The following is a 12,649-nucleotide window of genomic DNA, read 5'->3' on the forward strand; positions in this document are numbered from 1 at the left end:
AGCCGGGTGTTCCAAAAATTCCGTTCCGCAAGCCTTACTTGGCAGCAGCTTCGTAACGCTCCAGGACGTAGTCCCAGTTGATGAGGCTGTCGACGAAGGCTTCGAGGTACTTCGGACGCAGGTTGCGGTAATCGATGTAGTAGGAGTGTTCCCATACGTCGACGCCGAGGATCGGCTCTGCACCGTGAACCAGCGGGTTTTCGCCGTTTGCGGTCTTGGAGATTTCAAGCTTGCCGTTCTTGACGGAAACCCATGCCCAGCCGGAGCCGAACTGCGTGGTGCCGGCAGCGATGAAATCGGCCTTGAACTTGTCGTAACCGCCGAGATCGGAGGCGAATGCCTGCTCCAGCTTGCCCGGCAGCTTGTTGCCGCCGCCGCCCTTCTTCATCCACTTCCAGAAATGAACGTGGTTGTAGTGCTGGGCAGCGTTGTTGAAGAGGCCGGCATTGGTGCCAAAGGACTTCTTCACGACTTCTTCGAGCGACAGGTCGGAAAGACCGGCTTCAGCAGCCAGCTTGTTGCCGTTGTCGACATATGCCTTGTGGTGCTTGTCGTGATGGAACTCGAGCGTCTCGCGCGACATGTAGGGTGCAAGCGCGTCGTAGTCGTAGGGGAGTTCGGGAAGTTCGAAGGCCATGGTTTTTACTCCTTTTTGCAGCGGGTTACCGCTCCTAGAAACCGTGTGAGCGGACCATAGGAGCGAAGCTCCGTTTGGGCAACCTGCGAAATATCAAAATGTTCCGACAAAAGAGAAAATTCCTCTCCGTGAAGCCGCCACCACATTTGTTTCACAACCCTGGCGTACCGTTTTCCACCCTATCGGTTCGCTTTTGCCGAAATTGCAGGAAGGAAATTCCATGACCCGCCCATTGATCCGCTCCATCGCCCCAAAGCTTCTCCTTGTTGCCGCCTTCTCATCGCTGGCGCTGCCCGCCGCCGCATCTTCGGATGATGCGTGGAAGGAATTCGTGGCGGATGTGCAGACGGCGTGCCTTGGCGCGGGCAAAGACATGATTGAAGACGCCAAGGCCGTGGTCGATCCGATCGGCAGCGAGAATTACGGCCTCGCCATCATCACCGGCAAGGCCAAGTCAACCGGTCAGAACGGGGGAGCAGAGGCGACTGTCAGCCATATCTGCGTCTACGACAAGAAGACCAAGGCCGTGGAACTGGGCAGCGAGCTTGCCGGCGATACGCTGAAGGTTGAAATTCCCGGTTCCACCAAGCCCTGAATTCTCAGAAGCGGGGCGTGGTATCGCCCTCGCCCAGTGCGCGCTGCATCAGCACCGTATCCAGCCATTGGCCATGTTTCCAGCCGATGGATTTGAAGGTGCCGACATGCTCGAAACCGGCGGCGCGGTGCACGCCGATGGAGGCGGCGTTGGCCGAATCGCCGATAACGGCGATCATCTGCCGGAAGCCGCGCGCGGTCGCCTCCTCGATCAACGCATCGAGGAGCTTGCGGCCGATGCCTAAGCCTTTCATCGCCGGATCGATATAAACGGAATCCTCGACCGCCGCGCCATAGGCGGGGCGTGCGCGATAGGCGCCGGCATAGGCATATCCGGCTATCTTTCCATCGAACTCACCGACGAGATAGGGGTAATTGCCCGCGACCAGAAGACGGCGGCGCTCGGCCATCGTCTCCGCGGTCGGCGGATCGATCTCGAAACTGGCGCGGCCGTGCAACACGGCGTCCCGGTAGATTTCGGTAATGGCTGGGATATCCGCCTCTTCGCAGGGGCGGATGGTAAGGCTGGAAACGGTGGGAAGGGTCATTCTCTTGTCCTGCGGATCATTCACGGCCTCATTGTGCATTGCGGCGCAGCCAAAATAAAGATTATCTGTCTTATACAAACGATAAGGTTTTCTTTGATGATGGATCTCGATCTGCGGCAGGTGCGCAGCTTCATGGATGTGGCCGATCTCGGCAGTTTTTCCGCCGCCGCCGACAAGGCGGGGCTGACGCAGCCGGCCATCAGCCTGCACATAAGGCTGCTTGAAAAGCAGCTTGGCGTGCGGCTGATCGAAAGGGTCGGCAGACGCGCGCAGCCAACGGCGGCGGGCCGGGATTTCCTCATCCATGCGAGGCGGATTGCGGAAGAAGTGGCGCATGCCATCGATACCGTCGCACCTCATCGCAGCGGTGTTACGGGACGCCTGCGCATTGGCACCGGCGCCACCGCCTGCATCTATCTTCTGCCGCCGGTGCTGGGCAGGATCCGCCAGGCCATGCCCGGCATCGACATCGTCGTGCAGACCGGCAATACCCACGATATATTGCGGCTTCTGGAGGCCAACACGATCGATGCGGCGGTGGTGGCCCTGCCCGCCAGCGGCCGCAGCCTCGATATCAGCGATATCCATCTCGATGAACTGGTGGCGGTTTTCCCGCACGGCTCCGTTCCTGAAGAAACGGTGCTGAATGCGGAGGCGCTTTCGACGCGACCGCTGCTGCTTTACGAAGGCGGCAATACCCGCAGGCTGGTGGATCAATGGTTTTCAATGAGCGGCCGCACCGTGCAGCCCGCCATGGAGCTGGGCAGCGTCGAGGCCATCAAGAAGCTGGCGGGCGCGGGTCTAGGTCTTGCCGTCGTGCCGCGCATGGCCGTGGAGCATGAGGGCGCAGCATCCGGTCTTGAATGGCGCTCGCTCGAACCGCCGCTGGAGCGCAGGATCGCGCTGGCGCTGAGGCGCGACAAGCACATGACTGCGCCGCTCAGGGCGCTTGCCGCTGCCTTGCCCGACCTGCGGAAACGATGAGGCCCGCGCCGGTTTTGGGCGCGAGCCTCGGCCTGTTGATGGGACACTTCTCTTCCGTCATGCCGGACTAGATCCGGCATCCAGCCACGGCGCGTCTGCGCCGTGAGACGACTCTTTCGCGATCAAGGACTTGATCGCACTGGACCCCGGATCAAGTCCGGGGTGACGGAGTGCGGATACTGGTTCCTTGCCATATCCAACGCTGGATCGCCTTCAGAACTCCGTCCACTCATCGCCCTTCACGGCCAGGGCCGCATTGCCACGTGCGGCAACCGGGCGGGCCCTCGGGGCCGGAGCGGCAGGCACGCGAGCCGGGCTTGCGGCGCGCTGCATCTGCCTTGCCGTCTCATGCAGGGCGGAGGCCTGCTGGCCGAGTTGGAACTGCGCCAGCAGCGCCTGGAGATTGGCGCATTCCTGCGCCAGCCCTGCGCCGGCCGCGTTCATTTCCTCGACCATGGCGGCGTTCTGCTGCGTGGCCTGATCCATATGGTTGACGGCGGTATTGACCTCGGCGAGACCGGCGGACTGCTCCTGCGCCGCCGTGGCGATGGCGTCCATATGGGCATTGACGGACAACACCAGCTGCTCGATTTCGGAGAGGCCGACGCCGGTATCGGCGACCAGCTTCACGCCCTCGCTGACGGCGATGGCGGAGGCGTTGATGAGCTGCTTGATCTCCTTTGCCGCATTGGCGGAGCGTTGCGCCAGTTCGCGCACTTCCTGCGCCACGACCGCAAAGCCCTTGCCGGCATCACCTGCCCGCGCCGCCTCGACGCCGGCATTCAGCGCCAGAAGGTTGGTCTGGAAGGCGATCTCATCGATGACGCCGATGATCTGGCCGATCTGGCGCGAGGAATGCTCGATACGCTCCATGGCGGAGACGGCATCGCGCACCACCTTGCCGGAGAGATCGGCCTTCGCCCTTGCTTCCCTTACCGTGTCGCGCGCATCGCCGGTCCGCTTTGAGGTGGCCGAGACATTGGCGGTGATTTCTTCGAGCGCTGCGGCCGTTTCTTCAAGAGAGGCGGCCTGCTGCTCGGTGCGGCGGGAAAGATCGTCAGACGCAGAGGAAACCTCATGCGCACCGCCATTCACCGTTTGGACGGAGTTGCCGACGCTTGCCAGCGCCTCGCGCAGCTGAACCACGGAACTGTTGAAATCATGCCGCAGCGCCTCGAATTGCGGGGCGAAAGGCGTGGCGATCTCGCAGACCATGTCGCCGGAGGCGAGCCGGCGAAGGCCGCCGGCCAGTGAACCGGTGGCCTGGCTCAACCGCTCCTCGGCTTCGGCTTCGGCGCGCTGCTGCAATTCGACACGGTCGCGCTCGGCCTTTTCGCGATTTGTGTCGGCCTGCGTCTCCAGCTCGCGGTTGCGAATGGCCGCCTCGCGGAAAATCTCCACCGCGCGGGCCATCTCGCCGATTTCGTCACCGCGTTTGGCGCCGGGCACGTCGATGGACAGGTTGCCATTGGCAAGTTCCATCATCGCATTGGTCAGGCGGCTGATCGGGCGGGTGACGCGGCCGACGATGACGCCGAGGCAGAGAATGCAGATGCCCAGCGTGAAGATGAAGGCAGCGAGGTAAACCATGGAGCCGATAAAGGCGTCCTGTTTTGCCTTTTCAGCATTGGCGTTGAGAACATCCATCGCTTCGGAGGCGATTTTCGCGATCGTATCGAGACTTGCCGTTACCGTGTCGCGCCATGTGTCGATGGTGAAGGCCGGGGTGCGGCCATTGTTCAGATCGTCAATCAGCTTTGCACGCTGCGTGACGAAATCGCCCTTGAAATAGGTCCTGTCGGCAACCGCATAGGTGTCCCTCAGCGATTGCGGCGTCGATTGATGCGCGACGAGTTCGCCGGTGGCTTTCCAGGCAAAGGCTGCGCCGGCATCGAAATTGTTGAGCTGCTGGGTTTCCTGCGCCGTCAGCGGACGCTGCTGGGCCACGACCGCATTGATGATGACGGTGGCGCTGCCACCGAGCGCGCGTGCCGACCAGCCATAGGACCGCAACTGAATGAGGCCGGTCAGGCTCTGGTCCAGCGAGCGGACTTCGCCCTCCATCGCCGTCGATCCCGCCTCAAGCGCAGCCAGGAAATCCGCCCCGAGCGCCAGCACGGTCTTGTCCAGACCGCTTTCCCGGCGGTCGAGCGGCAGGGTGACGTTGGCATCGACTTTTTTGCGCAGTTCCAGAAACTGCTTGTAAATATCCTTCACGCGGCTCAGCGGCGCCTGCAGCCCGGCCTGATCAAGCGCTGCGGACTGTTCGAGAAAGGCGCTCATGGCCGCGTCCACCTTCTGGCGCGAAGCCTGAACGCTGGCGATGGTATTGGCGGTTTTCGCCGGATCGACGGTCAGGGCCGAGGCGCTGTTGCCCCGTTCGCTGCGGAAATTCAGCAATGCGTTGAAAAGAAGCTTGTCGAGCGAGACGAGCTGCGCCACTTCGGAAAAGGTGCGGGCGCGGTTCACCGACTGCCACATGCCGTTGCCCACGAAACCCGCGAGCGCCACGCCGATGAGCAGAAAAAAACTCACAAGTATATTGCGTATGCTGAAAGACATTGGCGGCCCCCATAGCCCAAAACGGTAATGCCGCAAGCTACAGGGTGCTTCTATAAAATTAGATTAAATTTACCCCTGAATTTTCAAGGGATAATGTCGCCGGCCCAAAATAAAACCGCGGCGGTTAAGAACCCGCCGCGGTTTTTGAAATAGCGGTCTTTGACCTCAGACGTCGGCGCCGAGACGTGCCCAGTCCATATAAAGATCGAGCGCCTTGCGCGCGACCGGACCTGCCTGCAACTCCCGGTCATCCAGCTTCACGACAGGCGAAACCTTGGAATAATTGCCCGAGCAGAAGATTTCATCCGCTTCGCGGAAATCCTCGACCGAAAGTGTCGCCTCACGCACATCGAAACCGGCCTGACGCAGAAGGCCGATGACGCGCGAGCGGGTGATACCGGCAAGGAAGGTGCGGTTCGGAACGGGGGTAAGGACAACACCATCCTTGACCATGAAGATGTTGGACGAAGCGGATTCGGCGACATTGCCATTCATGTCGCGCATCAGCGCATTGTCGAAACCGCGCGAGCGGGCTTCCAGAATGGCGCGGCCGCTATTGGGATAAAGGCTGCCTGCCTTGGCATCCGTCATCGCGGTTTCCGGCGAAGGACGGCGCAGCGGCGAAACGGTGAGCGTCAGCGGCTTGCCGGCATCCATCGGCGCTTCGAAAAGGCAGAGCGCAAAACGGGTGGAATTGGCGTCGGGCGCAACGACGCTGCCGACCGAACCGTGTTCGGCCCAATACATCGGCTTGATATAGATCGCGATCTTGCCATCGAATTTCTTGACGCCTTCCAGCGCCAGGGCCTCGATCTCTTCCGCCGTCATGGTCGGCTTCATGCCCATATTGGTGGCCGAGCGGTTGACGCGCTGGCAATGCAGATCGAGATCGGGAGCCACGCCATCAAACCAGCGCGCGCCGTCGAACACCGTGGAGGCCAGCCACATGGCATGCGAGGTCGGGCCGATGAGCGGCGGATTGCCGGGCAGCCATTGACCGTCAACATAGGTCCAGGTGGTTGATCGGGGTGCGGTATCGACGCTCATAATGGCTCCTGTCTCGGGCATCTCCGCTTTTCTTTCGAAAAGCGATAACGCTCTGTCTCTCTGTCTTGGTGCATTTCCGAATGCAGAGCGCTTCGCGCTTTTTCCGGGAATGCTCTGGAAATCGGCCGGAGTGAATGCCTCTGACCGAGAGAGGTCAAGTTTTAATTGCCACGATCTTTGATTTTGATGGAAAATAACAACGAGACGCCCTGTCAAAGATGTTTTGTGAGGTGAAACAAAAGGTTGATGAATAGATTCATCACAATAATTCATGCATCGGATGATGGCGGGGCGATTTTACCCGTGCGATGTTGGTGATCTCACGGCGCCTGCGGCGCCCTTTGCGCATCCTCGTTCGCCCGTCCGGATGCGACATTTCAGCAGGAGAAAATCATGGCATGGTCCGCCCAGCAATATCTGAAATTTGAAGACGAGCGGACACGTCCCGCAAGGGATCTTCTGGCGCAGGTGCCGCTGGAGCGCGTCCTGAACGGCTTTGATCTCGGCTGTGGTCCGGGCAATTCCACCGAGCTTCTGACCGATCGCTACGGCGTCAACGTCATTACCGGCATCGACAGCGACGACGACATGCTGGAGAAGGCGGCGGATCGGCTGCCGACCACGCGCTTCGGCAAGGCCGATCTCGCCCAGTGGAAGCCGGCCCAGAAGGCCGACCTGCTTTATGCCAATGCGGTTTTCCAATGGGTGCCGGATCATCTTGCCGTCTTTTCGCGGCTGATGGACGAGCTGGAAAGCGGCGGCGTTCTGGCCGTGCAGATGCCGGACAATCTGCAGGAGCCGACACATCGCGCCATGGAGGAAACGGGCGCGAACGGCCCCTGGAAGGAGACGTTTGCGGATGGCAAGTTGCGCCGCAAGCCGCTGCCTTCGCCCGCCGCCTATTTCGATGCGCTGGCGCCCAAATCCGCGCGGGTGGATGTATGGCACACCATCTACAACCACCCCATGAAGGATGCGGAAAGCATCGTGGAATGGGTCAAGGGCACGGGGCTGCGACCCTATCTCGCCGCCGCCGGCGAGGAAAACCGCGAGGCCTTCCTCGCCGACTATACGCAGCGCATCAAGGCTGCCTATCCACCGATGGCGGATGGCCGGTTGCTTCTGCGCTTTCCCCGGCTTTTCATGGTGGCGGTGAAGAAGTAGCGCAGGGGGCGCGACGCAGCGTTTTCCCATGCTAGCGCATCATAATCCTTTCAGCCCAAGGACTTGGGCTGGCTGGATTCCTGTGACAAGCACAGGGATGAGGAAAGCCGTGAGGTGCGACGGCAAACCTTTTAGCCAATAGGCCTCAAAGCATTATCTCTAGCCCGCGAAGGCATAGACCCGGAGGCGGTGGCCGTCGGGATCGGCGGCGGTGAATGTGTGGCCGAATTCCATTCTGGCGGGCTGCTGCAAGATGGCGATGCCCTTCGCCTTCCATTCGGCAAAGGTTCCATCCACCTGCGCATCACTTTCGACACGGAAGGCAAGTTCGACGCCACCGCCGGTGATCGACGCCTTCGGCTCTACCGTGTGGCGCGACCAGAGGCCAAGCTTCATGCCGTTCTGGAGGACGAACAGGGAGAATGTCGGCGAGGCTTCGACGGGCTCCGCGCCCAGCAGCGCCCTGTAAAATTCCGTGCTGGCCGGCGGGTTATCGACGTAGAGAATGGTAAAGTCGGGGTGGGTCGTCATGGCTGTTCTCCTTGGTTGTGGATGAACAGCTTCTAGACCCGCCTGCTGTCAGTTTTTGTCAGCATGGTATTGCCGACGCCGTTGTTTTTCCCGCTCGCGCCATTCCTTCAGCAAGGCCTGGCGGCGGCGGGGGTAACGCTTGTCCGTCACGTGGAAACTCTCGATGCGGTCGGCCCGGAAACTGCGGAAATCCTGCCGCGTCTCGCACCAGGCCAGCATGACCCGGACAAGATCGAAAAAAGCGAGCGCGAAGGGCCAGACGACCCGCTCCGTCGCCTCTCCCTTTTCATCGCGATAGGTCAATACAACCTTGCTTTCCTTGCGGATCGTATCGCGAATGGCGGCGAGATCGACGCGGATGGCGGCCAATGCCTGCCCGGGACCGACAAGCAGCGTGGAATTGTCCAGTTCCTCGCGCAGGATATCGGGCAGAACGGCACCGATCTTCACGAGCGCAGCGCGGGCGGCATCCGCCAGCCGCGCATCGGCACGTCCCGCCACCCAGCGCGATCCGAGCACCAGCGCCTCGATCTCCTGCTGCGAAAACATCAGCGGCGGCAACAGGAAACCGGGACGCAGAACGTAACCCACACCCGCCTCGCCCTCGATATCCGCGCCCTGTCCCTGAAGCGTTGCTATGTCGCGGTAAAGCGTGCGCAGGCTGACGCCGGTTTGCGCGGCAAGGGCAGCACCGCTGACCGGCATGCGGTGGGACCGCAGGATCTGCAACAGATCAAGAAGCCGTTGTGAGCGCGACACGCAATCTCCTCCCCATTCCGATCTGCCGTTTCCGATCTTGCCTGTCCGACAGGTAACGCCGCCTGTCGCCAGGTGCAATCATGTAAAAAAGGGTGGACAATGGCGGCCTGCCATTATGTAGATATGCTCCGTGGTTTTTGCCTCCCTCACCACCCAGCTCACAGGCATTTTCGAGTCTCCGCCATGATCGTTCGTCCAAAACCGAACCTGCTGCAACTTTTCATCATCGTGCGCGGCTCCATCATCGTCCGCATCTTTCCGCAGGTGCTTGCCGTTTTCCTGTTGTCGACGCTGGTCGTCTGGGCACACAAGGACCGGCCCGATCTGGTGCAGGCGCTGAATGGCGCGCCGTTTTCGCTGCTGGGTATCGCCCTTTCGGTCTTCCTCGGCTTTCGCGCCAATGCCTGTTACGACCGCTGGTGGGAAGCCCGCAAACAATGGGGCATGCTGATGACCGTGGCGCGCACGCTGGCGCGGCAGAGCGCCATGCTGGAAAGCCGGCAGGATGTGGCCGATCCCGTCTCGCGCCGCCGGATCATCGATCTAGCCATCGTCTTCTGCCACGAGCTGGTTTCGCATCTGCGCCCGGGCGGGGAGAAATCCACTATTACCAGTCTCATTCCGGATGATCTGGCGGAGCACTATGCCCGCAGCCGAAACAGGCCGGAAATGCTCCTGCGCGGGATTTCAAACGATCTTGTCACCGCAAACGCCAAAGGACAGATCAGCGATATCCAGTTGCAGATGCTGGATGCCACCGTACAGCAGATGGGAGCGGCACTTGCCTCCTGCGAGCGCATCCGCCACACGCCGGTTCCCTTCGGTTATTCGCTGCTGCTGCACCGCACTGCGCATCTGTTCTGTCTTCTGCTGCCGTTCGGCTTCACCGATCTGCTCGGCTGGGCCACGCCGTTCACCAGCACGCTGATCGCCTACACATTTTTCGGCCTCGATGCCCTGTCCGACGAGCTGGAAGAACCCTTCGGCACCGGCTTCAACGCCGTTCCGATCAATTCGCTCGCCACCACCATCGAGATCAATCTGCGCGAGGCGATGGGCGAGACCGACCTTCCGGCCAATCCGCGCCCTGTGGATTATGTGCTGATGTGACATCGCCCCCGCCCGGTTGAAACCGATCAGGCGGACACCAGTTAATAAAAGACGGCTTCCCCGTCCGGCATCCTCAGCCGGTCATGTTTTCAGGAAACAGGAGAGACACCCATGTATCACGTCAACGCCAATGGCGCGAATATTCCCGCCCTCGGTTTCGGCACCTTCCGCATTCCGGAAGACGATGTGCGGCGCATTCTGCCGGAAGCGCTGAAACTCGGTTTCCGCCATGTCGACACCGCGCAGATCTACAAGAACGAAGGTGCGGTCGGCGAGGTCATCGCGCGATCAGGCATTTCCCGACACGATATTTTCCTGACCACCAAGGTGTGGGTGGACCGTTACCGGCACGATGATTTTCTAGCCTCCGTCGATGAAAGCCTGCAGAAGCTGAAGACGGATTATGTCGATCTCCTGCTCCTGCACTGGCCGAAAAGCGATGTGCCGCTGGCGGAACGGATCGGCGCGCTGAACGAGGTGCGCAAGGCTGGAAAGGTCCGCAATATCGGCATTTCCAACTTCAACGTGGCGCTGACCGAAGAGGCGGTTAAACTGTCCGACACGCCGCTTGCCACAAACCAGATCGAATACCATCCCTATCTCGACCAGACGAAGGTGATCTCGGCAGCACGCAAAAACGGGCTTTCTGTCACCGCCTATTATCTGATGGCCGATGGCAGGGTGCCGAACGATCCGGTGCTGCAGGATATCGGCGCCAAGCACGGCAAGACGGCGGCACAGGTGACCCTGCGCTGGGCCGTGCAGCAGCCGGATGTCGTTGCGCTTTCCAAGACCGCGACGGAAAGCCGCCTGAAGGAGAATTTCGACATTTTCGATTTTGCCCTGACCGAAGAAGAGATGCAGGCGATACACGCGCTTGCCAAACCGAACGGCCGCATCGTCAGCCCCGGCCACCTCGCGCCCGATTGGGACGATTGAGACAACCGGTGCGTGAGCCCGGCTCGGTCTCACCGCTGCGTCAAAGCCAGTTTCGCCCCGAGCGCCACGAAAGCGGCGGCGAAACTGCGTCTCAGCCAGGTGAGCACGGCCGGGCGCGCCACCACCTGCCGCCTGACCGAGGCGGCAAAACAGCCGTAAAGCGCAAACACCAGAAATGTCATGGCCATGAAGATCAGCCCCAGATCGACCATGCGCCATGTCGGGGAGGCCTCCTCGGGCGCGATGAATTGCGGCAGGAAGGCGAAAAAGAAGATCGACAGTTTCGGGTTCAGGAGATTGATCAGGATCGCCTCGCCGATGACCCGTGCCACTCCGCGATGTTCCTGGCCATCGTCGATTTTCAGCGCGCCATCCTGCCGAAGCGTGTTCCATGCCATGTAGATGAGATAGGCGACACCCAGATATTTGACCACGTCGAAGGCCAGCGCGCTGGCGTGCAGGATCGCGGCAAGGCCGGTAATGGCCGCCAGCAGGTGCGGCACGATGCCGAGCGTGCAGCCGAAGGCCGCGACAATGCTCGCTTTCGCCCCCTGGGAAAGACCGGCGGCGAGCGTGTAAACCACGCCGGTTCCGGGAGAGGCTGCGACGACGAGGGATGTGATGAGGAATTCAAGGGTCATGAAAGCTGCAAGTCCTGTGGGGTGAAGGGCTTGAGCATGACGGGGGATGAGTGCCGACGTCTTGGATGAAATTGCAGCCGTTGCATCCACATTCCGTCATCCCGGATTTGATCCGGGATCCAGCGCGATCAAGTCCTTGATCGCAATAGACTCGTCTCACGGCAGACTCGTCTCACGGCGCAGGCGCGCCGTGGCTGGATGCCGGATCAAGTCCGGCATGACGGAAGCGAGGTTTCAGCGATCTGTTAACGACCTGACGCCGCCCTATAGGCAGCCGGCGTGACCCCGAACTGCCGCACGAAAAGCCGGTTCAAATGGCTCTGATCGGAAAAACCCGCGGAAAAGGCCACGTCGGCGGGCGGCGCGCCTTTGGCAAGTGCACGCCGGGCCAGATGCAGGCGCCGCTGGAGAAGGTAGCTATGCGGCGTCAGCCCCGTGGCCCTGGCGAAGCATCGCAGGAAACGGAACTGGCTCATGCCGGCCTCCCGCGCCAGATCGGTTAGGCGAAACGGCCGGGCGGGATCGTCATCGATGCTGCTTTTCGCCCGTCTTATGCTGCCCGGCGCGGCCGTCTCGTGTGGCGTTGCCACCGTTTCCATCGCACCTGCCAGAAGCATCAGCAACGTCTCATCGCAATGCAGGGTCTCGCCCGGCCGATCCGTTGCCGTCACGGCTGAAAAAAGCGCCCGGAACCGGTCTGCCAAGGGCCTGATATCGACGGGATGGGAAAATTCGAAACTGCCGCGATCCTTTTCGCGGACATCGGCAATCGCATCCCGCACGATATCGATGTCGAGATAGAGCATCCGCCAGGCGCGGCCGCCCTCTCCCAGCGGAATGCCGTCATGGATCTCACCCGGGTTGACGGTGATGACATGCCCCGCTTTCGCCTCCACCATGCCGCGCCCGGAGAGCGATTTCTGCGCGCCGCGCTCGACAAGGCCAATGCCGAACTGATCGTGCATGTGGCGCGGGAAGGCGCGGTCGCTATCCGCCACGACGGCGGCGATGCCGGGCATGGCGGTTTTCGGCATGAGGAATTGGCTGTTGCCCATAAAAGCGTGGCGCTCCCTTTAAAGAGCGCCACATTATCACAGGCCATGCATCGCAGGCCATGCATCGCAGGCCATGTG

General features: G+C 61.1%; 13 protein-coding genes. 5 read left to right on the plus strand and 8 right to left on the minus strand.

Annotation, left to right across the window (positions count from 1 at the left end):
- Positions 1-34: 34 nt before the first annotated feature.
- Positions 35-637 (minus strand): superoxide dismutase, encoded by a 603-nt coding sequence (locus tag AC1ROR_RS08875; RefSeq protein WP_035218399.1) that lies wholly within the window; start codon positions 635-637, stop codon positions 35-37.
- 220 nt (positions 638-857) lie between these two features.
- On the opposite strand from AC1ROR_RS08875, the gene AC1ROR_RS08880 reads away from it, so the two are divergent.
- Positions 858-1,232, plus strand: coding sequence for a hypothetical protein (locus tag AC1ROR_RS08880; protein WP_035218400.1), 375 nt, complete (start codon positions 858-860; stop codon positions 1,230-1,232).
- 4 nt (positions 1,233-1,236) lie between these two features.
- On the opposite strand, the gene AC1ROR_RS08885 is transcribed toward AC1ROR_RS08880, so the two are convergent.
- Positions 1,237-1,779 (minus strand): GNAT family N-acetyltransferase, encoded by a 543-nt coding sequence (locus AC1ROR_RS08885; protein ID WP_498589207.1) that lies wholly within the window; start codon positions 1,777-1,779, stop codon positions 1,237-1,239.
- 96 nt (positions 1,780-1,875) lie between these two features.
- Between AC1ROR_RS08885 and AC1ROR_RS08890 the strand changes: the two genes are divergently transcribed.
- A complete protein-coding gene (locus AC1ROR_RS08890; RefSeq protein ID WP_035218401.1) occupies positions 1,876-2,763 on the plus strand; it encodes a LysR family transcriptional regulator in 888 nt (295 codons plus the stop codon).
- 213 nt (positions 2,764-2,976) lie between these two features.
- Here AC1ROR_RS08890 and AC1ROR_RS08895 read toward each other — a convergent pair whose 3' ends face one another.
- Together AC1ROR_RS08895 and AC1ROR_RS08900 are read right to left on the minus strand one after the other, a co-directional pair.
- Positions 2,977-5,325: a methyl-accepting chemotaxis protein gene (locus AC1ROR_RS08895; RefSeq protein WP_498589208.1), complete on the minus strand. Its 2,349-nt coding sequence runs from the start codon at positions 5,323-5,325 to the stop codon at positions 2,977-2,979.
- Between the two features lie 165 nt (positions 5,326-5,490).
- A complete protein-coding gene (locus AC1ROR_RS08900; protein ID WP_035218403.1) occupies positions 5,491-6,372 on the minus strand; it encodes a branched-chain amino acid aminotransferase in 882 nt (293 codons plus the stop codon).
- Positions 6,373-6,765: 393 nt separating this feature from the next.
- On the opposite strand from AC1ROR_RS08900, the gene tam reads away from it, so the two are divergent.
- Positions 6,766-7,536 (plus strand): trans-aconitate 2-methyltransferase, encoded by a 771-nt coding sequence (gene tam / locus AC1ROR_RS08905; RefSeq protein WP_498589209.1) that lies wholly within the window; start codon positions 6,766-6,768, stop codon positions 7,534-7,536.
- A 159-nt stretch (positions 7,537-7,695) separates the two neighbouring features.
- Here the strand turns inward: tam and AC1ROR_RS08910 are convergent, their stop codons facing one another.
- Both AC1ROR_RS08910 and AC1ROR_RS08915 read right to left on the minus strand, forming a co-directional pair.
- Positions 7,696-8,067, minus strand: coding sequence for a VOC family protein (locus tag AC1ROR_RS08910; RefSeq protein WP_498589210.1), 372 nt, complete (start codon positions 8,065-8,067; stop codon positions 7,696-7,698).
- 48 nt (positions 8,068-8,115) lie between these two features.
- Positions 8,116-8,826: a helix-turn-helix transcriptional regulator gene (locus AC1ROR_RS08915; protein WP_498589211.1), complete on the minus strand. Its 711-nt coding sequence runs from the start codon at positions 8,824-8,826 to the stop codon at positions 8,116-8,118.
- Between the two features lie 183 nt (positions 8,827-9,009).
- On the opposite strand from AC1ROR_RS08915, the gene AC1ROR_RS08920 reads away from it, so the two are divergent.
- Positions 9,010-9,936 (plus strand): bestrophin family protein, encoded by a 927-nt coding sequence (locus tag AC1ROR_RS08920; RefSeq protein ID WP_498589212.1) that lies wholly within the window; start codon positions 9,010-9,012, stop codon positions 9,934-9,936.
- Between the two features lie 111 nt (positions 9,937-10,047).
- On the plus strand, positions 10,048-10,875 hold the full coding sequence (locus AC1ROR_RS08925; RefSeq protein WP_498589213.1) for an aldo/keto reductase: 828 nt from the start codon (positions 10,048-10,050) through the stop codon (positions 10,873-10,875).
- A 29-nt stretch (positions 10,876-10,904) separates the two neighbouring features.
- Here the strand turns inward: AC1ROR_RS08925 and AC1ROR_RS08930 are convergent, their stop codons facing one another.
- A complete protein-coding gene (locus AC1ROR_RS08930) occupies positions 10,905-11,516 on the minus strand; it encodes a LysE family translocator (protein WP_498589214.1) in 612 nt (203 codons plus the stop codon).
- 245 nt (positions 11,517-11,761) lie between these two features.
- Positions 11,762-12,571 carry an AraC family transcriptional regulator gene (locus AC1ROR_RS08935; RefSeq protein ID WP_498589215.1) on the minus strand — a complete coding sequence of 270 codons (810 nt, stop codon included), beginning with the start codon at positions 12,569-12,571 and terminating at the stop codon, positions 11,762-11,764.
- Between the last annotated feature and the right edge of the window lie 78 nt (positions 12,572-12,649).

Source organism: Agrobacterium sp. GW821-FHT14E08 (assembly GCF_058803865.1).